Here is an 18,445-nt window from a genome sequence, read left to right on the forward strand (position 1 = left end):
AGGCGTGATTGCGATCACGCTCCTGAAGTTTACCCACCGCCCTTTACCTGAGACAAGCAATATATTTCTGGCCCGACCGCTGCACGATTTCATCGGCCCGGGCCGGGATATTCTGCCCCTCGAAGGCGCCGTACAGGCGCGCAAATCGTTTTCCCTCCAGGAGCCCCGTCACTCGCTCGACGCTGCGGGCAGGCAGCGGCAGCATATTCGGATAGCTCCACATAAACGATACCGCGTCTTTGCCCGGCGTGACCTGCAAAATGTCTCCCGCCAGCAGCACACCCTCGCCATTCTGCCAGTGCAGCACCGTGCCGCCCGCAAAATGCCCGCTGAGGCGCAGCAGGGTGACCGACGGCATAATCTCCAGCGCGTCGCCCTGCCAGAAATGAATGGCCGGGCTGTCGCGCATCACCCACTCTCTGTCGCTGGCGTGCAGGTAGATTGTCGCATCGAACGCCGCCGCCCAGTCCTGCATGGTGGAGTAGTAGTGCGGATGTGAAATCGCGATAGCGCGCAGCCCGCCCAGCGCGGTAATCAGCGCCCGGGTCGCCGGGTCGAGGTTCGGGATGCAATCCCACAGAATATTGCCCTGCGGGGTCAGCAGTAAAAGCGCGCGCTGATTGATGGCAAACGCGGGGACGGATTTGATGCTCAACAGCTGCGGCTCGAGCTGCTGCCATTTGTTGCTGTGCGCGGAGGTCACGGCGTCAAGGCTCGTCCACGCCTGCCCGGTGTGCGGAACGTACTGGCGCTCGTCCTCGCAAATCGGGCAGCGATCGGGCTGATGGTCATAGGAGGTGCCGCAGGTTTTACACAGTGTAATCATGAGCGCTTTTCCGGGATAAAGCTCTGAGTATGGCAGGGATTATCCTTATGTGCTGCGAAGTACATTGCCGGGCTTTTTTGCCCTATACTGTGCCAGTATCAAAAACTGAATGAGCAGGTAAATTATGGAAATTGATCTCGACAATCTGGTGTTTAACGGACTGGATGAAGCCGAAGAGCGTAACGCTGAACGTCTGGATGACGCGGACAAAAAAGCGCAGGCGATTGTAGCTGACGATGACTGCGGCGATGCCTGCAAGATTTGATGACAAAGCACCGGTTAGGCCGGTGCTTTTTTTATATTACTTGTTCAATCCGTCGATCGCCTGCTGGGCGCACGCTTCGTCAAGATGACCGCCCGGCGCACCGCCGATCCCAATCGCCCCGATGACCTCATCGCCCTCTTTCACCGGCAGGCCACCCGCCAGCAGCAGGAAGCCGGGAACATCGCGCATATTCTGCGCTCCCGCGTTGCTCTGCGCCGCTTCCATCACCTTGCCCGACGCATTCTTGGCGCTGAGCGCGGTATAGGCTTTCATCTCGCTGGCTTTAACCGTGTGCGGCCCGGCGTTGTCCGTGCGCTGAACGGCTTTCACCACGCCCGCGCGGTCAACCACGGTGACAGTGACCTGGTAATTTTTCGCCGTACAGGCCTGAATGGCGGACGTCGCCAGGGCGTTGGCCTGCGCCAGCGAGAGATTTTTCTGGCTCAGCGTTTCTGCCTGCGCCGTCAGGGTGAGGCTACCTGCGACCAGCGCCGCAACCATGGTTATCGTTTTCATCGCTTATCCTCGAAGAGTGGGAGACACCTCGAGGTTATCCGCGTGTGCAATGAAAGGTAATTCGGTTGATTACGCAGTTATCCAGGTAGTTTTACGGATTGCAGTTTGTCGTAATCGCGGATCGCCTGAACCAGACTGCTGACGCCCAGCTTGGCGAACGCCGCGGCGCGGTGCGCTTCCACGGTTCTTGGCGAGAGGTTAAGGCGCAGTGCGGCCTCTTTATTGCTGCAGCCCTCCATCAGCACCACCAGCACTTCGTGCTCCCGCGCGGTCAGCTGTTCGACGCGGGCGTTAATCTGCGAAACGTCCTGCCAAAGCGCAAACCGCCGCTGGCTCTCTTCGAACGCCAGCCCCACGGTTTCGATGAGCTTATCGGCGTCCAGCGGCTTGGTGAAAAACTCGAACACGCCGCTGCGAAACGCCCGGCGGCAGGCATCCACCGTGCCGTGTCCGGTCATGACAATCACCGGCAGCAGCGGCCACGGCCATTCGCCCTCCTCCAGCCACGTCAGCCCGCCCTTGCCCGGCATGCGCATATCCAGCAGCAGGCAGCCGACAAGCGCGGTCTCCCCCCGGTGCGCCGCCGTAAAGCCATCCACACTGTCCCAGGTTTTCACCTCCCAGCGCATCCCCGACAGTAAAAATGCCAGCGACTCCCGGACGGAGGCGTCGTCGTCAATCAGGTAAATTACGTTATCCATTTGCTGTCTCCTTTCCCTGCGCCAGCCGCAGCCGGATCCGCGCCCCGCCGCCCGGCGCGTTGTCGAGGGCGATCGAACCGTTCATCCGCGTCATCAGGGATTCCGTTAAGGTCATACCGAGGCCAATGCCCTCTTTGCGTCCGCTGTAAAACGGCATAAACGCATGTTGCAGCGCCTCCGGGCTAAATCCCGGCCCGCCGTCGGTAAGGGTTATCTCAATGTCACGCTCGCGTTTCTGGCTTTCAATCCGCACCCAGCCCCGCGGGATATCCTGCTGGGCCTGAATCGCATTGCTGAGTAAATTATGCAGCACCTGCTCCAGCCACAGCCCGTCGGCCATGACCGTGGCGGCATCCGCCGCGAAGGCGTGGCTGACGGTGATATGCTCCGCCCTGCGCTCGTGCTCGAGTAAATTCACAACCTGCTGCCAGCACTGCGCCAGGCCGGTTTCGCGCAGGATCACTTTTTCCTGCACCACGTGTTCGCGAAAACGCGTCAGCAGCGCGCTAATGCGCTGAGTCTGCACCAGCGCCGCCGCCAGCGCCTGCGACACCGCCTGCGGATTGTCCTGTGCCTGCTGGCGCTGGGCGCCCTGGATCCAGGTTTGCACGGCGGTGAGCGGCTGGTTGATTTCATGCACGATCCCCGCGGTGATCTCCCCCAGCGTGTTCAGCCTGGCGTGCTGATAGTAGTGCGCGCGCTGCTCCGCCTCTTTTCGCGCCCGGCGCTGCCAGAGCACCATGCTCGCCGCCGCCACCGCGCCGCCCCAGGCAATAAAGACCAGTGGATAGAGAAACCACGACACCGCGAGCCAGTCAGGTTCGGCGTCCGCCCTGAGCGTAAAAGGTTGCGTATGCTGCGGGAAGGTGCGCTGCCAGTGCCAGAACGCGCCCGATGGCTGCGGGTCGGGGCGATCCGCAGAAAGGATGTCGAGGTGCGAGAAGTTCCGGCTGGCCGTCAGCAGCGGCGTGAGGTCGATAAGCACCCGGATCTGCCGCCAGGGGTTGTACAGCCAGTATCTCTGCTCGTGAAAATCTTCAACGCGCGCGGCATCCAGCGGACGCCGGGAGGTCTTCTCCAGGGCGATGATTTGCGGGAACTTTTTGCGCAGCGCCGCGATGTCTTCGTCACCGTTGAGCAGCGGTAAGACCGACTCATTCTCGGTGAGTACCGCGCTCAGGTTCGAAAACAGGGTTGAGAACGCCCGATCGCGCTCCCAGTACTGGCGGCGGATTTGTTCGGCGTAGAGCAGCGCGCTGCTGATAAGACAAAGCAGCACCCAGACGGCGATGCTGCGTTGACGAAGGTGGCTGGTGTTCATGGCGTTAACTGGCGCAGTCATTCAGGCAGACGACATTACCAGCTACGCTTTTAGAGAACAAAAAAAAACCTGCCGTTATCAGATCTCCGGCGTGGTTTTAAACCCGGTCAGCATCAGGATCAGGCTTTCGCGGGAGGGCGCCGGTTCAAACTGGTAGTGGTTGCCCTGGCGGTCGCCGCCGATGTACCAGGAGATCTCGGTCTTGCCTTCCGCCAGCGCCTTACGCACGGCTTTATCGACGTTCACCATCCGGTATTCGCGCGAGGCGTTCAGATAGAGGATCGCATCGGAATTGTAGTTACAGGCCGGACGCGTCCGCCAGGTGACCGTGGCCGGGTCCCAGTTGTTGCTGGTCGGGTAGAAGAAGATCTGATCCGCCCCGTTTTTCTCCACCTTCCCGCCATAAATACGCACGCTGTATTTAAAGGTGGAGGTATCCTGTCCGGCCGGCAGCGGTGGAATTTTAAACTTCACCAGCGTCAGGGTTTCGCTGTTTTTGGTGCGCCCGCCGTTTTTCCAGTTGTCCTGCACCAGCAGCGCCTGGGGCGCGGGCTGGGTGGCTCTCGGCTCAAGGCTGCTCAGCCAGACGTTCGCCTTCGCCGGGGAGTAGCCAAAGGGCACGTTGGTTCCGCAGTCCATTCCGAGGTTCATGCACCTTTCGGTCATAAAGCGCGCCGCGTCCTCCTGCCAGCCGCTCATGAAGTCCGCGTGCGCCGTATAGAGGCTGCCCCAGCGCTCTTCGCGCTCATCGCCGTGCATAACGGGGTCGAGGGAGAGCTGCACCTTGCTGGTGTCCAGAGAGGTGATGCCCGGCAGCACGTAGGCCACGTTCATGTTCACCGTCGGAATTTTCACCGGGAAGGCGCTCGGACACTGACCGTTGGTGTCGTAGATGGCGTTCGGCTGACCGTGAACGGGCTTGAGGTTAACGCCGTCCCAGCAGTTCGGGAACAGGATGCCGATGTTGAACTGCACCGCATCTTTGGCTTTACGCAGGCCGCAGACCTCGCCGGTTTTGTTGGTGTACCCCTTACCGTTGCCGCACAAAAACGTAATGCGGGAATTCGGGGCCGTGCCGTGGTGATCCCCCGCCAGCAGCGACAGTCCGGGCGGGAAAGGATGCAGCGGATAGGTATCGACGTTCCACGCCTGATAATAGGTTTTTTGATAGGCCGGCTTAACGACCGTGCCGTCCGGCAGGCGCAGGGACGGCGCCCAGTACGCGGAGCCGTCGGCTTTGTTATCGCAGGTGGTGGCTTCATGTTCGCGCAGGGACTCGCCGGTCGAATGCGCGTCGGTGCGGGTATTACCAAAGAAATCATGCAGCATGGCATGGTCAGGCATTCCATACATCATGATGGCGTCATCGCCGAGGGTGCGGGAATAGCTACAAACAACCTGCGCCTGCGGGCCGGCATGTGCCGCCTGCATGGCAATCAGTAACGCGGTGGCGGAAAGTACGGGAGCTAAATTAGTCCGTTTCATAATTATCTCCATTTATGAAAGGACACATTGGTAGCAAAGGCGCGCTAATTAACCGAGGAATTCCCCGGGTATTTTTCCGTTCGCGCCGGCTTTACAGACCGTTAGCACAGCTCGTTCCAGTACATTTCGCGGGTGCGGCGAAGTTCAGCGTGACGCTTGATCATGGAACCACTCCGGGTCAATGTTGGCGACGTCTACGCCGTAAAGGCTGGCGACGGGAAGTATCGACTCAAGAACACGTTGCGCGCTGTTCTCCGCATTCTCGGGTCGGGTCGCAAAAAACCGCCGTAACGTGCTTATCCACTTTTTCATTGCCTCTACCCCTTTTCACTCAACCTGGCTTAAGTTAAACACCCAAATTCGCCTCAGGGGAAATGCCAAAATCGACTGTTGATGTGCAGGATGCGCAAATAGCAGCACACTCTTTTTACCTGCCGATAACACCTTGTTCACTAATGCTTTTTTGTTGCAAGCAAAGTCAGATAACGTATTTGGCGATAGCCTTTACTTATGGGAGCGTAGCGGGACAAAACAAAAACGACAGGACGAGATAACACTATGGCAGCATACAAAAAATCTTATCAGCAGCTGGCTCTGGCGCTGGGTTTACTGACGGCGGGCGGCCTGCTCTCCGCCCAGGCGCAGGCGGATCAGCTGGCGGACATCAAGGCCGCGGGAGTGGTGAAAGTGGCGACGTTTGATGCCAACCCGCCGTTTGGATCGATCGATGCCAAAACGCACGATATCGTCGGGTACGACGTCGACTTCGCCAACGCGCTGGCAAAATCGCTGGGCGTGAAGCTGGAGCTGGTGGCGACCAACCCGGCAAACCGCATTCCGCTGCTTCAGTCGGGGAAAGCGGATCTGATCGTGGCAGACATCACCATCACGCCGGAGCGCGCGCAGGTGATTGACTTCTCCACCCCCTATTTTGTGACCGGACAGCAGTTCCTCGTCCCGGCAAAATCTGGCGATAAGCTCGACGACTACAGCCGGGCGCGCATCGGCGCGGTAAAAGGCACCACCGGCGAACAGTCGCTGCATCAGCGCTTCCCGCAGGCGCGGGTGCTGTCGTATGACGACATTCCGCTGGCGCTGACGGCGCTGCGCAACGGCAACGTGCAGGCGATCACCCAGGACAGCACCATTCTGGCCGGGCTGCTGGCGCAGGCGCCGGATAAGGCAAACTTCAAAATCCTGCCGGATCTGCTCAGTAAAGAAGAGATTGGCGTCGGGGTGAAAAAAGGCGAAACGGCGCTGCTGAAGGCGGTGAACGACGAGCTGGTTAACCTTGAGAAAAACGGCCAGGCGGCAAAAATTTACGATACCTGGTTTGGCCCGCAAAACCCGTCCCCGCAGCCACGCGCCTTTAAAATAGAAGCCAGATAATATGCTCTCAGGTTTATTCTCCCACTCCGCGGCACGTGCCGCGGATTTTTCACATCTGGACCGCGCCAGCGTCGAATTTCGGGACGTGGTGAAACGCTACGGCGATCATTCGGTTTTAAAAGGCGTGAGCCTGAGCGTCAATCCCGGAGAGGTAGTGGCGATCCTCGGCCCTTCGGGCTCCGGCAAATCCACGCTCATCCGCCTGATTAACCAGCTTGAAACCCTCAACGGCGGCGAGATCCTCATCGACGGCAAACCCACCGGGCGCCTTACGGGCAACGCGCTTCGCCAGCTGCGCAGCCGCGTGGGCTTTGTGTTTCAGCAGTTCAACCTGTACGCCCACCTCACCGCCAGCCAGAACATCACGCTGGCGCTGGAGCATGTCCACGGCTGGAAGCCGCGCCCGGCGCAGGAACGGGCGCAGGCGCTGCTGGAAAAGGTCGGCATGCTGGAGAAAGCGCACCATTTCCCGGCAGAGCTCTCCGGCGGGCAGCAGCAGCGCGTGGCCATCGCCCGGGCGCTGGCCTCTTCGCCGCAAATCATTCTTTTTGACGAGCCGACCTCGGCGCTCGACCCGGAAACCATCGGTGAAGTGCTGTTCGTGATGAAAGCCCTCGCCCACAGCGGGATCACCATGATTGTGGTGACGCACGAGATGCAGTTCGCCAGGGAAATTGCCGACCGGATTGTCTTTATCGACGGCGGCGAGATCCTCGAAACCGCCCCGCCGGAGCAGTTCTTTACCCGGCCGGCCCATCCCCGCGCCCGGCGTTTCCTGCAAAAAGTGCTGGATCCGCTGCATCAGGAGCACCTCTGATGCCCGGGCTCGACTGGCAGGGCGTGCTGACCGGGCAGCCCCTGCAGTGGATTTTTTCCGGTTATCTCACCACCCTCTGGGTGACGCTGGCGGGCGTGCTGCTCGCAAGCCTGCTGGCGGTGCTCTTTTTGCTGCTGCGCCTGTGCGCCGGGCGCCCGGGAAGCATGGTCGTCAGCGCCTGGGTGTCGCTGTTTCGCAATACCCCGCTGCTGGTGCAGCTGTTGTTCTGGTACTTCGCCGCCTGGAACGGGCTGCCGCAGGGGTTTCGCGATCTGGTGAACGCCGATCACAGCTGGTCGGTACTGCCGGGCAACGTCTGGTGGTTCACGCCGGAGTTCCTGTGCTCCGCGTGGGGTCTGGGGGTGTTCACCTCGGCCTTCTTAATTGAAGAGGTGGAGTCCGGCCTTCGCGCCGTCCCTGCCGGGCAGCGCGAGGCGGCGCTGGCGCAGGGGTTCTCGGCCTGGCGGCGGTTTCGCTACATCCTTCTGCCCCAGGGGCTTGCCAACGCGTGGCAGCCGGTCGTCGGGCAGTATCTCAATCTGATGAAGCTCTCTTCGCTGGCGAGCGGGATTGGCTTTGCCGAGCTGACGTACCAGGTGCGGCAGATCGAAAGCTATAACGCCCACGCGCTGGAGGCCTTCACCGTGGGCACCCTGCTTTACCTGCTGACCGGCGTGGCGCTGGGCCTGCTGCTGGCCCGAAGCGGCCCCGCCCCGGCGCGCACCCGCCGCCGCGCGGCCCGTACGAGGAGTGAAAACGCATGATTGACGGGCTGAACGTGATTATCGATAACCTGGACTATCTGCTCTGGGGACGCCTCGCCGCCGGGGAGCCTGGCGGCGTGCTGCTGACGCTGCTGATGGCGCTGGGCGCGGCATCGATCGCCCTGCCGGGCGGCATCGGGCTGGCGTGCCTGGCGTGGCGCTATCCGGGGCCGGTGCGCAGGGCGCTCTTTTTGTGGGCGGAGCTTATCCGCGGTATCCCGCTGATATTCGTGATTTTCTGGATGTGGTATCTGCTGCCGCTGCTCACCGGGGGCGATCTCCCGGGCGCCATGACGGTGACGCTGGCGCTGGCGTGGTTTACGGCGGCGTCGGTGATGCATACGGTCATCGCCGGGCTGAACGCGCTACCGGCCGGGCAGTACGAAGCGGCGGTGACGCAGGGGTTCAGCACGCAGCAGACGCTGTGGCGCGTGCTGCTGCCGCAGGCGCTGCGTAATATCCTGCCGTCGCTGGTGGGGATTTTTATCAGCCTGCTGAAGGACACCTCGCTGGCCTTTATTGTTAACGTGCCGGAGCTGACGACGGTGGCGGGACAGGTGAACAACCGGGTGCAGATCTACCCGGCGGCCATTTTCATCTTTACGGGGGTTGTCTATTACCTGCTCTGCTGCGCGCTTGAGCATGTCGCAAAACGCTGGCGCGTTACCCGGCCAGCGCTTTAACCACCGTTGCCATCGCCTGGGTTGTTAGCTCGCTGCGCTTCACGCGCTGGTTCGCCAGCGCGGTTCGCAGCACCCCGGCAATCACAATATGTTTCGGCTCCTGGCCTAAATCACGCATTTCGAGAACGACCTTCCCGACCACCCGGCACATCTCCTGGTACAGCGCTTCATCTTTAGTCACATTGCCCATCGTTATCACTCCGTTGCCGCTAAAGACTCAGCTTAAATGATTCGCTGGCTGGATACAAAAAAGAAGCCCGGCGAGGGACTCGCCGGGCTTCATCAGAGAAATCAACTAATTAGTTATTGACAGGAATCACGGCGCCTTTGTATTTGGTGCGGATCCAGTCCTGAATCTCTTTAGAGTGCAGCACGTTCACCAGCGCCACGATGTCTTTCTTCTTCTCGTCGCCGCGGTGTACGGTGATGATGTTGGCATACGGGTTATTTTCGCCGCTCTCGACCGCAATCGGGTCGTGAACCGGATCCAGACCCGCATCGATGGCGTAGTTAGCGTTAATCACCACCGCCGCGCCTTCGTCGTTGTTGTACATCTGCGGCAGCAGAGAGGCTTCAACGTTTGGCGTGAACTGCAGTTTTTTCGGGTTCTCAACGATATCGCTGATGCGCGCCGTCACTTTGTCGATGCCCGGCTTGAGCTTGATCACACCCTCTTTTTCGAAGATGGAGAGAATACGGCCCTCTTCAGATACCGCGTCGCGCATGATGATTTTGCCGCCTTCCGGCAGATCTTTCAGCGACTTGTATTTTTTGGAGTAGATGCCGATTGGCTCAATGTGGATAGCCCCCGCACTGACAAAATCGTAATCCTTATCGCCCGCATGATCTTTCAGCACGCTGTTCAGATACGGAATGTGCTGGAAGTAGTTCGCGTCAATGTCGTGCCCCGCCAGCGCGGTGTTAGGCAGGATGTAGTCCTGGAACGGTTTGATCTCCAGGTCGATACCCTGCTTCGCCAGAATCGGCTTCGCCTGCTCCAGAATTTCGGCGTGCGGCGTGTTGGACGCGCCCACGGTCAGGGTGTCGGCCCAGGATGCAAAGCTCAGGGCGCTCAGGGTTGCTGCGGCGATCAGTGTCAGTGTCTTTTTCATGATGTGGTTCCTGTAGTTTTAGCTATCATCTTTTGTCTAATAACGAGGTAATGACATCGCCGCAGAACTGGATAATGAAAACGATGATCAAAATGGTCACCGTTGCCACCAGCGTGACGTCACCGTGGTTGCGCTGGAATCCTTCCAGATAAGCCAGATTTCCCAGACCGCCAGCCCCAATCACCCCCGCCATTGCGCTATAACTCACCAGCGCAATCAGCGTCACCGTAATACCTGAAACCAGTGCAGGTGATGATTCCGGCAGTAAAACCCGAAAGACTAAGGTACTCAGGCGAGCGCCCATGGAGCGCGTGGCCTCAATGACCCCTTTGTCCACTTCACGCAGGGCGATTTCCACCAGGCGTGCATAAAACGGCGCGGCACCGACAATCAGCGCGGGCAGCGCGGCGTTGGCGCCCAAAATGGTGCCAACGATGGTTTTGGTGAAAGGGATCAACAGCACAATCAGGATGATGAACGGGATCGAGCGAAACACGTTCACCACAATGGAAATCACGCTGTAGACCGTGCGGTTCTGGAACAGCCCGCCGCGCGCGGTTAAAAACAGCGCCAGGCCGAGCACAATCCCGAGGACAAAGGTCGCCACGCCGGAAAGCGCGGTCATGTACAGAGTTTCCTGGGTTGCCGCCCACAGTTGATCCCACTTCAGATGGGGAAAGAGCGTCTCAGCCATGTTTAATCACCTCGCCTTCAATATCGCTTTGCTTCAGGTCGGCGAGGATATTGTTCAGTTGTTCATCGTTTGCCACTACCTGTACCCACAGCTGCCCGAAGACGCCGTGGGCGGTTTGCGTCATTTTGCCGTGCAGAATGTTAAACGGCAGGCCGTAGCGCAGGGTGAGCTCGCCCACCACCGGGCGATGGGTGCTGTGCCCGGTAAAGGTCAGGCGGATAACGCTCCCGTCCAGCGCGTTCGCCAGCTCGGTATTGAAGGTTCCCTCTTCGGCATACTGGCTGACCTGGCGCACAAACTGCTGTGTGATCGGCTGCTGCGGGTGCGTGAACACGTTGAGGACATCCCCCTCTTCCACGACTTTGCCGTTCTCCATCACCGCCACGCGGTCGCAGATTTTGCGCACCACGTGCATTTCGTGGGTGATAAGCACAATGGTCAGCTTAAAGCGACGGTTAATGTCGAGCAGCAGATCGAGGATCTGATCGGTGGTTTGCGGGTCGAGCGCCGAGGTGGCTTCATCGCACAGCAACACGTCCGGATTATTGGCCAGCGCGCGGGCAATGCCGACGCGCTGTTTCTGGCCGCCGCTCAGCTGCGACGGATAGGCATTTTCGCGGCCCTTCAGGCCGACCAGCTCCACCAGCTCCGCGACGCGGGCGGCGATGTTGGCTTTCGACACCCCGGCAATCTGCATGGAGAAGGCAATGTTTTCGTTGACCGTGCGCGACCACAGCAGGTTAAAGTGCTGAAACACCATGCTGATTTTCAGGCGCGCCTGGCGCAGGGCTTCCCCTTTCGCCGCCGAGATATCCTGCCCGTTAATGGTCACGCTGCCGGCGCTTGGTTTTTCCAGGCCGTTAAGCAGGCGGATCAGGGTGCTTTTGCCGGCGCCGCTGTAGCCAATAATTCCGTAAATCTGTCCCTGTTCAATCGTCAAATTGACGTTATCAACGGCGGTGAGTGCGACCTTTCCGTTGTCAAAAATCTTCGAAATATTCCTGAGAACTATCATTCTTATTCGTTATCCGTTACGCATATAGCGGTTTAGCAGTATGGATGTCCAAACGATAGTAATCAGTGATTTTCAGGTTTTAAATGACCAAAAAAGCATTTCTTATAACTAAAACAAATAAATCGCGGATTTACAGGCCGGGAAGCTTTTAGCTCAATTTCAGCAATGATTATCTGCCGGATGAATATCTCACCGGGCGCGGGGGTTAAAAACGGCTATTTTTACAGCATTTTATGCCGATATAGCCATCCTCACATCCAGACCACTTTACGTCTTGCTGTCTTTCCCTCCGAAAAAGTCATTAATATTACTTTCCGTTCTAAAAGGCAGTTAAACGTTCTTTATTGCCAGATTTTCGCCGCCCTATCATCCGGTCATGACATCCTCACAGGACATTCTCATGACCATTTATCACTCCGTTACCGAACTGATCGGCAGTACGCCGCTCATCCAGCTGCACAAGCTTGATACCGGCCCCTGCTCGCTGTTTCTGAAGCTGGAAAACCAAAACCCGGGCGGCTCCATCAAAGACCGCGTGGCGCTGTCGATGATTAACGAGGCGGAGCGCAAGGGCCTGCTCAAGCCCGGCGGCACCATTATCGAGGCCACGGCGGGCAACACCGGGCTGGGGCTGGCGCTGATTGCCGCCCAGAAAGGCTATTCGCTGATCCTGGTGGTGCCGGACAAGATGAGCCGGGAGAAGATTTTCCACCTGCGCGCCCTGGGTGCGCAGGTCGTGCTGACCCGCTCGGACGTGAATAAAGGCCATCCGGCCTACTATCAGGATTACGCCCAGCGTCTCGCCGCGGAGCTGCCGGGGGCGTTTTATATTGACCAGTTCAATAACGAAGCCAACCCGCTGGCGCACAGCACCACCACCGCGCCGGAGCTGTTCGCCCAGCTCGACGGCAATATTGACGCCATTGTGGTCGGCGTCGGCTCCGGCGGCACGCTCGGCGGCCTGCAGGCGTGGTTTGCGGAGCATTCTCCGCACACCGAGTTTGTGCTGGCCGATCCCGCGGGCTCGGTTCTGGCCGATCAGGTGGAAACCGGGCGCTATCAGGACGCGGGCTCCTGGCTGGTGGAAGGCATTGGCGAAGACTTTATCCCGCCGCTGGCGCATATCGAAGGGGTGAATCGCGCCTGGCGCATCAGCGACAAAGAGGCCTTCACCACCGCCCGCGAGCTGCTCAAAACCGAAGGCATTCTGGCGGGCTCCTCCAGCGGCACGCTGCTGGCGGCGGCGCTGAAATACTGCCAGGCGCAGACCACGCCGAAGCGGGTGGTGACCTTCGCCTGCGACAGCGGCAATAAATACCTCTCGAAGATGTTCAACGACGACTGGATGCGCCAGCAGGGGCTGCTGTCACGTCCGCAGGCGGGAGATCTTTCGGACTACATCGCCCTGCGCCACGACGAAGGCGCTACCGTCACCGCCGCGCCGGATGACACCCTTTCCACGGTGCTGGCGAGAATGCGCCTGTATGACATCTCTCAGCTCCCGGTGCTCGATGGCGGCACGGTCGTCGGGATTGTCGATGAGTGGGATCTGCTGCGACACATCGGCGGCGACGGCGACCGCTTCGCCCTGCCGGTGACCGAAGCCATGACCCGCCAGGTGGAGTTTCTCGATAAACGCGCGCCGGAAAGCGCCCTGCACGCCATTTTCGACCGCGGTCTGGTGGCGGTGATTAACGATAACGATCGCTTTCTGGGCCTGATTACGCGCAGCGACGTGCTGACCGCGTGGCGCAACCGTCTACAGCAATAAAGGAAATCATCATGAAAAATCTGGCAACCCTGAGCGTTCACAGCGGTGAATTTAACGACCAGCACGGCGCGGTTATGCCGCCGATTTACGCAACCTCGACCTTTGCGCAACCTTCTCCCGGCGAGCATACCGGCTACGAATACTCGCGCAGCGGCAACCCGACCCGCCACGCGCTGGAAACCGCCATTGCCGAACTGGAAGGCGGCACCCGCGGCTACGCGTTCGCCTCCGGCCTGGCGGCGATTTCTACGGTGCTGGAGCTGCTGGACAAGGACAGCCATATCGTCGCCATTGACGACGTGTACGGGGGAACCTATCGCCTGATCGAGAACGTGCGCAAGCGCAGCACCGGGCTTCAGGTCAGCTGGGTGAAGCCCGACGATCTGGCCGGGCTGGAAGCCGCCATTCGCCCGGACACGCGCATGGTCTGGGTGGAAACGCCAACCAACCCGCTGCTGAAGCTGGCCGATCTCGCGGCGATTGCCGGAATCGCCCGCCGCCATAACGTCATCAGCGTGGCGGATAATACGTTCGCCTCGCCGTTGATTCATCGCCCGCTGGAGTCGGGCTTTGATATCGTCGTGCATTCAGCCACTAAATACCTCAACGGCCATTCCGACGTTGTCGCCGGGCTGGCGGTGGTGGGAAACAACCCGGCGCTGGCGGAAAAGCTCGGCTATCTGCAAAACGCGGTCGGCGGCGTGCTCGATCCGTTCAGCAGCTTTCTGACGCTGCGCGGCATCCGCACCCTGTCCCTGCGCGTGGAGAAACACAGCAGCAACGCGCTGGCGATTGCGCAATGGCTGGAGCAGCACCCCGCCGTGGAAAAGGTGTTCTATCCGGGGCTGGAGTCCCATCCGCAGTATCAGCTTGCGCGCGAGCAGATGGCGCTGCCCGGCGGCATGATTTCGGTGGTGGTGAAAGGCGATGCGCAACGGGCGACGGAAGTGATCCGCAGGCTCAGCCTGTTTACGCTGGCAGAGAGCCTGGGCGGCGTGGAAAGCCTGGTCAGCCAGCCCTACAGCATGACCCACGCGTCGATTCCGCTGGAGCAGCGGCTGGCAAACGGCATTGTCCCGCAACTGATTCGCCTGTCCGTCGGCATAGAAGATAAGAAAGATTTGATCGCCGATCTGGATCGCGCGCTTAAAGATTAAGCAAAATGCGGCAGGTTACACACCTGCCGCCATAAGTTGTCATTATGCCTTAACGCCTTGATAACAATCCTATGTGAAACTGCACAGATTATTTTTGAAACGCTGTTTTCATTTTCCTTTTAACTGAAAATCAGCGTATAATGCGCGCCTAATCCCTGGTGAATGGTTTCAGCGCTTGGAATACAAAAAACAACGTACAACTTCTCCTCTCTCCCGTTGGGCTGAAACTCAGGCACACTTTCTTCTGCACGCTCATTTGATGTCTCCTATCCTTAGTGCGTGTCATATACTCTTTTGCAACACAGGTTTGGCTCTGCGGCGGTGCGCCCCCGGAGCGAGATTTCCATATCCTTCCCAACTTAAAGACTAAGACTGTCATGAAAAAGACGAAAATTGTTTGCACCATCGGCCCGAAAACCGAATCTGAAGAGATGCTGAGCAAAATGCTGGACGCCGGCATGAACGTTATGCGTCTGAACTTCTCCCACGGTGACTATGCTGAACACGGTCAGCGTATCCAGAACTTGCGCAACGTGATGAGCAAGACCGGTAAAAAAGCAGCCATCCTGCTCGACACCAAAGGTCCTGAAATCCGTACCATCAAACTGGAAGGCGGCAACGACGTTTCTCTGAAAGCAGGCCAGACCTTCACCTTCACCACTGACAAGTCTGTTGTCGGCAACAACGAAATCGTTGCTGTGACTTACGAAGGCTTCACCAGCGATCTGTCCGTTGGCAATACCGTTCTGGTGGACGATGGCCTGATCGGTATGGAAGTTACCGCTATCGAAGGTAACAAAGTTATCTGTAAAGTGCTGAACAACGGCGACCTGGGCGAAAACAAAGGCGTTAACCTGCCAGGCGTTTCTATCGCTCTGCCAGCGCTGGCTGAGAAAGATAAGCAAGACCTGATCTTCGGCTGCGAGCAAGGCGTTGACTTCGTTGCGGCGTCCTTCATCCGTAAACGTTCTGACGTGGTTGAAATCCGTGAGCACCTGAAAGCGCACGGCGGCGAGAAGATCCAGATCATCTCCAAAATCGAAAACCAGGAAGGCCTGAACAACTTCGACGAAATCCTCGAAGCGTCTGATGGCATCATGGTTGCACGTGGTGACCTGGGCGTTGAGATCCCGGTTGAAGAAGTTATCTTCGCGCAGAAGATGATGATCGAGAAATGCGTTCGCGCGCGTAAAGTGGTCATCACCGCAACGCAGATGCTGGACTCCATGATCAAAAACCCACGCCCTACCCGCGCAGAAGCAGGCGACGTGGCTAACGCCATCCTCGACGGTACTGACGCAGTCATGCTGTCCGGTGAATCCGCAAAAGGTAAATACCCGCTGGAAGCCGTTTCTATCATGGCAACCATCTGTGAGCGTACTGACCGCGTGATGACCAGCCGTCTGGACTACAACAACGACAGCCGTAAGCTGCGCATCACCGAAGCAGTGTGCCGCGGTGCAGTAGAAACCGCAGAGAAACTGGAAGCGCCGCTGATCGTGGTTGCGACCCAGGGCGGTAAATCTGCGCGTGCTATCCGTAAGTACTTCCCGGATGCCACCATTCTGGCGTTGACCACCAACGAAACCACTGCGCGTCAGCTGGTTCTGAGCAAAGGCGTTATCCCTCACCTGGTGAAAGAGATCGCGTCTACCGATGATTTCTATCGTCTGGGTAAAGAAGTGGCTCTGCAGCTCGTCGATCGCGGCCTGGCACAGAAAGGCGACGTGGTGGTGATGGTTTCTGGTGCGCTGGTGCCATCAGGTACAACCAATACTGCATCTGTTCACGTGCTGTAATAATTCCCGAACGAATTAAATTTTATAAAAAGCGTCCTTCGGGGCGCTTTTTTTATTCCTGCCTTTAGCCAGTTCTAATCAAAAAGCAAATCGGGTTTTTCTATTTAATAGCGATTTATCTAAGATGAATCCGATGAAAAATGCCTTTTTTAACATAGCTTTTTGGACAAAATGGGTGAATTCGATGGTTCTTTGAGCGAACGATCAAAAATAGGCGTATTCCCATCAAAAAAATATTCTCAACCCAAAAAACTTTGTGTAATACTTGTAACGCTACATGGAGATTAACTCAATCTAGAGGGTATTAATAATGAATCGTACTAAACTGGTACTGGGCGCGGTAATCCTGGGTTCTACTCTGCTGGCAGGTTGCTCCAGCAACGCTAAAATCGATCAGCTGTCTTCTGACGTTCAGACTCTGAACGCTAAAGTTGACCAGCTGAGCAACGACGTGAACGCAATGCGTTCCGACGTTCAGGCTGCTAAAGACGACGCAGCTCGCGCTAACCAGCGTCTGGACAACCAGGCTACTAAATACCGTAAGTAATAGTACCTGTTAATAAAATGGCGCACATTGTGCGCCATTTTTTTTGCCTCTACTGCGTGACTCTCTCTCCCTCGCCTTCCGTCACCGCCGCGGATACCCGACTGTTTTGCACCGACTGCACGTCATTGTTCGCTGACGGGCCATTGCCTGCCGATACCACTACCGGAATGCCTGCACGGCGCGACAACGCCCTGTTGATTAATGTTTTATCGCTGCCGGAGGCAGAAACGAATGACGCAAACTCCGCGGAATGGTTAATCGGCGACGTCTGCGGGTTTTCCCCTTCCTGCTGCGCCAGCGGACGGTGGACTTCCACATAGCGTTTACCGTCCGGCTCGACGGCGTATTTCACCGGTTCATTGATGATTTGCACCCGCGTCCCGACGCGCACCTGTTCAAACAGGGCTTTAATATCCGGGGCATTCATCCGCATACAGCCGGAGCTGACCCGCAGCCCGACGCTGTCCGGCGCGCTGGTGCCGTGAATGAGATATTCCCCGTTACCTATCCCCAGACGCAATGCGAAGCGTCCTAACGGGTTATTTGGCCCGGCGGGTACAACCGGCGGCAATTTAATTCCCTGCGCCAGCGAGCGCGCTCTGATGCCCGCCGTTGGGGTCCAGGTTGGATTTGGGATTTTCTGACTCACGCGGGTGGTCGAGACCGGCGTTTCCAGCCCCAACTGACCGATGCCGAGCGGATAAACCTGAACGATATTTTCACCCGGCGGGAAGTAGTAAAGCCGCAGCTCCGCCAGATTCACCACAATACCTTCCCGCGGCGTATCCGGGAGCAGCATCTGCGAAGGAATGGTAATTACCGTTCCCGGCGCCGGATTAACCGGGGCAATAGTATTATTCGTTTCGAGAATCAACTGTGCAGCGGTATTAAAGCGTCGGGCAATGGTCTGGAGTTTATTGTCCCCTTCCTGAATGGTGTAAGTTTGATTTTGTCCAATAAGTCGGCTGCCCGCTGGCGGCAATGGATAATCCACCGCCCAGGCCGAATTAAGGGCGCTGAACGAGCCAAGAAGTAAAAGTGTAATAATAGACGCGCGCTTCATGCTGAGATTCCTTATTCACTGACAGAACGCCAGAAAGCTGAAAAACCAGCGAGGCGGGAACCACCTCGCGAAACAGAATGAATGCTGTCCTGTAAGTCTAGCTAATGATTGAGGCTTTGGAGCGAATTGCGCGAATCATCGCTTCCAGCCCCTGAGATCGGGAGGGGGTTAAGTGCTGCGTCAGGGCCATTTTTTCAAACCACGGGCGCACGTCAAAGGCGACGATGTCCTGCGCCGACATCTGGTGGTACAGGATAAACACCACCGCGATAAGCCCCTTAACGATTGCCGCGTCGCTATCGCCCTGAAGCTCAATGACGCCCGCGTCGTTCTGGCGCATCACGATCCACACCTGGCTCTGACAGCCCTGAATGATATTTTCCGGGCTATGCGCCTCTTCGCTGAGCGGCGGCAGGCGCTGCCCCAGCTCGATGATGTAGAGGTACTTCTCTTCCCAGTTAGCGCAGCGCCCAAAGTTGCGCAGCAGTTTCTCTTTGTCCGGCAGTTCGGCCATCTCTTG

General features: G+C 58.1%; 21 protein-coding genes. 10 read left to right on the plus strand and 11 right to left on the minus strand.

What is annotated here, in order from left to right:
• Positions 1-43: 43 nt before the first annotated feature.
• On the minus strand, positions 44-826 hold the full coding sequence (locus AB6V08_RS02225; RefSeq protein WP_368541072.1) for an MBL fold metallo-hydrolase: 783 nt from the start codon (positions 824-826) through the stop codon (positions 44-46).
• Between the two features lie 124 nt (positions 827-950).
• On the opposite strand from AB6V08_RS02225, the gene AB6V08_RS02230 reads away from it, so the two are divergent.
• A complete protein-coding gene (locus AB6V08_RS02230; RefSeq protein WP_003857665.1) occupies positions 951-1,091 on the plus strand; it encodes a hypothetical protein in 141 nt (46 codons plus the stop codon).
• 36 nt (positions 1,092-1,127) lie between these two features.
• On the opposite strand, the gene AB6V08_RS02235 is transcribed toward AB6V08_RS02230, so the two are convergent.
• From AB6V08_RS02235 to AB6V08_RS02250, 4 genes are all read right to left on the minus strand, one after another.
• Positions 1,128-1,607, minus strand: a complete 480-nt coding sequence (locus AB6V08_RS02235) for a heme-binding protein (protein WP_368541073.1) — start codon at positions 1,605-1,607, stop codon at positions 1,128-1,130.
• Between the two features lie 77 nt (positions 1,608-1,684).
• Entirely contained in the window at positions 1,685-2,308 is a 624-nt protein-coding gene (locus AB6V08_RS02240; RefSeq protein WP_368541074.1) for a response regulator transcription factor, read from the minus strand.
• Entirely contained in the window at positions 2,301-3,650 is a 1,350-nt protein-coding gene (locus AB6V08_RS02245; protein ID WP_439649855.1) for a sensor histidine kinase, read from the minus strand. The genes AB6V08_RS02240 and AB6V08_RS02245 overlap by 8 nt, the downstream gene beginning before the upstream one ends.
• Before the next feature lie 57 nt (positions 3,651-3,707).
• Positions 3,708-5,114 (minus strand): DUF1996 domain-containing protein, encoded by a 1,407-nt coding sequence (locus tag AB6V08_RS02250; protein ID WP_368541075.1) that lies wholly within the window; start codon positions 5,112-5,114, stop codon positions 3,708-3,710.
• Between the two features lie 558 nt (positions 5,115-5,672).
• Here AB6V08_RS02250 and AB6V08_RS02255 point away from each other — a divergent pair.
• The 4 genes from AB6V08_RS02255 to AB6V08_RS02270 are packed head-to-tail and all read left to right on the plus strand — an operon-like array spanning position 5,673 to position 8,767.
• The gene (locus tag AB6V08_RS02255; protein WP_368541076.1) at positions 5,673-6,503 is read left to right on the plus strand and encodes an ABC transporter substrate-binding protein; all 831 of its coding nucleotides are present in this window, start codon (positions 5,673-5,675) and stop codon (positions 6,501-6,503) included.
• A 1-nt stretch (position 6,504) separates the two neighbouring features.
• Complete coding sequence (locus AB6V08_RS02260; protein ID WP_368541077.1) at positions 6,505-7,320, plus strand: amino acid ABC transporter ATP-binding protein; 816 nt, start codon at positions 6,505-6,507, stop codon at positions 7,318-7,320.
• Positions 7,320-8,084, plus strand: a complete 765-nt coding sequence (locus AB6V08_RS02265) for an amino acid ABC transporter permease (RefSeq protein ID WP_368541078.1) — start codon at positions 7,320-7,322, stop codon at positions 8,082-8,084. Before AB6V08_RS02260 ends, AB6V08_RS02265 begins: the two co-directional genes overlap by 1 nt.
• Entirely contained in the window at positions 8,081-8,767 is a 687-nt protein-coding gene (locus AB6V08_RS02270) for an amino acid ABC transporter permease (protein ID WP_368541079.1), read from the plus strand. Before AB6V08_RS02265 ends, AB6V08_RS02270 begins: the two co-directional genes overlap by 4 nt.
• Here the strand turns inward: AB6V08_RS02270 and fumD are convergent.
• The 4 genes from fumD to AB6V08_RS02290 all read right to left on the minus strand — a co-directional run bounded on the left by fumD (position 8,748) and on the right by AB6V08_RS02290 (position 11,588).
• Positions 8,748-8,957 carry a fumarate hydratase FumD gene (fumD, locus tag AB6V08_RS02275; protein WP_368541080.1) on the minus strand — a complete coding sequence of 70 codons (210 nt, stop codon included), beginning with the start codon at positions 8,955-8,957 and terminating at the stop codon, positions 8,748-8,750. The two genes, AB6V08_RS02270 and fumD, sit on opposite strands and share 20 nt — an antisense overlap.
• A 109-nt stretch (positions 8,958-9,066) precedes the next feature.
• Positions 9,067-9,879, minus strand: coding sequence for a MetQ/NlpA family ABC transporter substrate-binding protein (locus AB6V08_RS02280; protein WP_003857677.1), 813 nt, complete (start codon positions 9,877-9,879; stop codon positions 9,067-9,069).
• A gap of 25 nt (positions 9,880-9,904) precedes the next feature.
• Entirely contained in the window at positions 9,905-10,573 is a 669-nt protein-coding gene (locus AB6V08_RS02285; RefSeq protein WP_368541081.1) for a methionine ABC transporter permease, read from the minus strand.
• Positions 10,566-11,588 (minus strand): methionine ABC transporter ATP-binding protein, encoded by a 1,023-nt coding sequence (locus AB6V08_RS02290; RefSeq protein WP_368541082.1) that lies wholly within the window; start codon positions 11,586-11,588, stop codon positions 10,566-10,568. Before AB6V08_RS02290 ends, AB6V08_RS02285 begins: the two co-directional genes overlap by 8 nt.
• A 400-nt stretch (positions 11,589-11,988) precedes the next feature.
• On the opposite strand from AB6V08_RS02290, the gene AB6V08_RS02295 reads away from it, so the two are divergent.
• The 5 genes from AB6V08_RS02295 (at position 11,989) to lpp (ending at position 16,862) form a co-directional block, all read left to right on the plus strand.
• Positions 11,989-13,359, plus strand: coding sequence for a pyridoxal-phosphate dependent enzyme (locus AB6V08_RS02295; protein ID WP_368541083.1), 1,371 nt, complete (start codon positions 11,989-11,991; stop codon positions 13,357-13,359).
• A gap of 11 nt (positions 13,360-13,370) precedes the next feature.
• Positions 13,371-14,516 carry a PLP-dependent aspartate aminotransferase family protein gene (locus tag AB6V08_RS02300; protein WP_368541084.1) on the plus strand — a complete coding sequence of 382 codons (1,146 nt, stop codon included), beginning with the start codon at positions 13,371-13,373 and terminating at the stop codon, positions 14,514-14,516.
• 175 nt (positions 14,517-14,691) lie between these two features.
• Positions 14,692-14,886, plus strand: a complete 195-nt coding sequence (ynhH, locus tag AB6V08_RS23215; protein ID WP_439649856.1) for a protein YnhH — start codon at positions 14,692-14,694, stop codon at positions 14,884-14,886.
• A gap of 7 nt (positions 14,887-14,893) precedes the next feature.
• Entirely contained in the window at positions 14,894-16,315 is a 1,422-nt protein-coding gene (gene pykF, locus AB6V08_RS02305) for a pyruvate kinase PykF (RefSeq protein WP_368541085.1), read from the plus strand.
• A 310-nt stretch (positions 16,316-16,625) separates the two neighbouring features.
• Positions 16,626-16,862: a murein lipoprotein Lpp gene (gene lpp, locus AB6V08_RS02310; protein ID WP_001082307.1), complete on the plus strand. Its 237-nt coding sequence runs from the start codon at positions 16,626-16,628 to the stop codon at positions 16,860-16,862.
• 49 nt (positions 16,863-16,911) lie between these two features.
• On the opposite strand, the gene ldtE is transcribed toward lpp, so the two are convergent.
• Both ldtE and sufE read right to left on the minus strand, forming a co-directional pair.
• Complete coding sequence (ldtE, locus tag AB6V08_RS02315; protein ID WP_368541086.1) at positions 16,912-17,925, minus strand: L,D-transpeptidase LdtE; 1,014 nt, start codon at positions 17,923-17,925, stop codon at positions 16,912-16,914.
• A gap of 97 nt (positions 17,926-18,022) precedes the next feature.
• A complete protein-coding gene (sufE, locus tag AB6V08_RS02320) occupies positions 18,023-18,439 on the minus strand; it encodes a cysteine desulfuration protein SufE (RefSeq protein ID WP_368541087.1) in 417 nt (138 codons plus the stop codon).
• Between the last annotated feature and the right edge of the window lie 6 nt (positions 18,440-18,445).

Origin of the sequence: Enterobacter soli, from assembly GCF_964208575.1 — a bacterium.
GTDB lineage: Bacteria > Pseudomonadota > Gammaproteobacteria > Enterobacterales > Enterobacteriaceae > Enterobacter > Enterobacter soli_A.

Excerpts from the sequence above, each read along its gene's own strand:
- AB6V08_RS02245 (WP_439649855.1), bottom strand. The coding sequence starts at position 3,650 with ATGACTGCGCCAGTTAACGCCATGAACACCAGCCACCTTCGTCAACGC.
- AB6V08_RS02280 (WP_003857677.1), bottom strand. The coding sequence starts at position 9,879 with ATGAAAAAGACACTGACACTGATCGCCGCAGCAACCCTGAGCGCCCTG.
- pykF (WP_368541085.1), top strand. The coding sequence starts at position 14,894 with ATGAAAAAGACGAAAATTGTTTGCACCATCGGCCCGAAAACCGAATCT.
- AB6V08_RS02255 (WP_368541076.1), top strand. The coding sequence starts at position 5,673 with ATGGCAGCATACAAAAAATCTTATCAGCAGCTGGCTCTGGCGCTGGGT.
- ldtE (WP_368541086.1), bottom strand. The coding sequence starts at position 17,925 with ATGAAGCGCGCGTCTATTATTACACTTTTACTTCTTGGCTCGTTCAGC.
- AB6V08_RS02235 (WP_368541073.1), bottom strand. The coding sequence starts at position 1,607 with ATGAAAACGATAACCATGGTTGCGGCGCTGGTCGCAGGTAGCCTCACC.
- AB6V08_RS02225 (WP_368541072.1), bottom strand. The coding sequence starts at position 826 with ATGATTACACTGTGTAAAACCTGCGGCACCTCCTATGACCATCAGCCC.
- AB6V08_RS02230 (WP_003857665.1), top strand. The coding sequence starts at position 951 with ATGGAAATTGATCTCGACAATCTGGTGTTTAACGGACTGGATGAAGCC.
- AB6V08_RS02265 (WP_368541078.1), top strand. The coding sequence starts at position 7,320 with ATGCCCGGGCTCGACTGGCAGGGCGTGCTGACCGGGCAGCCCCTGCAG.
- sufE (WP_368541087.1), bottom strand. The coding sequence starts at position 18,439 with ATGGCCGAACTGCCGGACAAAGAGAAACTGCTGCGCAACTTTGGGCGC.
- AB6V08_RS02290 (WP_368541082.1), bottom strand. The coding sequence starts at position 11,588 with ATGATAGTTCTCAGGAATATTTCGAAGATTTTTGACAACGGAAAGGTC.
- AB6V08_RS02300 (WP_368541084.1), top strand. The coding sequence starts at position 13,371 with ATGAAAAATCTGGCAACCCTGAGCGTTCACAGCGGTGAATTTAACGAC.
- AB6V08_RS02250 (WP_368541075.1), bottom strand. The coding sequence starts at position 5,114 with ATGAAACGGACTAATTTAGCTCCCGTACTTTCCGCCACCGCGTTACTG.
- AB6V08_RS02260 (WP_368541077.1), top strand. The coding sequence starts at position 6,505 with ATGCTCTCAGGTTTATTCTCCCACTCCGCGGCACGTGCCGCGGATTTT.
- AB6V08_RS02240 (WP_368541074.1), bottom strand. The coding sequence starts at position 2,308 with ATGGATAACGTAATTTACCTGATTGACGACGACGCCTCCGTCCGGGAG.
- AB6V08_RS02270 (WP_368541079.1), top strand. The coding sequence starts at position 8,081 with ATGATTGACGGGCTGAACGTGATTATCGATAACCTGGACTATCTGCTC.
- fumD (WP_368541080.1), bottom strand. The coding sequence starts at position 8,957 with ATGGGCAATGTGACTAAAGATGAAGCGCTGTACCAGGAGATGTGCCGG.
- AB6V08_RS02285 (WP_368541081.1), bottom strand. The coding sequence starts at position 10,573 with ATGGCTGAGACGCTCTTTCCCCATCTGAAGTGGGATCAACTGTGGGCG.
- AB6V08_RS02295 (WP_368541083.1), top strand. The coding sequence starts at position 11,989 with ATGACCATTTATCACTCCGTTACCGAACTGATCGGCAGTACGCCGCTC.
- lpp (WP_001082307.1), top strand. The coding sequence starts at position 16,626 with ATGAATCGTACTAAACTGGTACTGGGCGCGGTAATCCTGGGTTCTACT.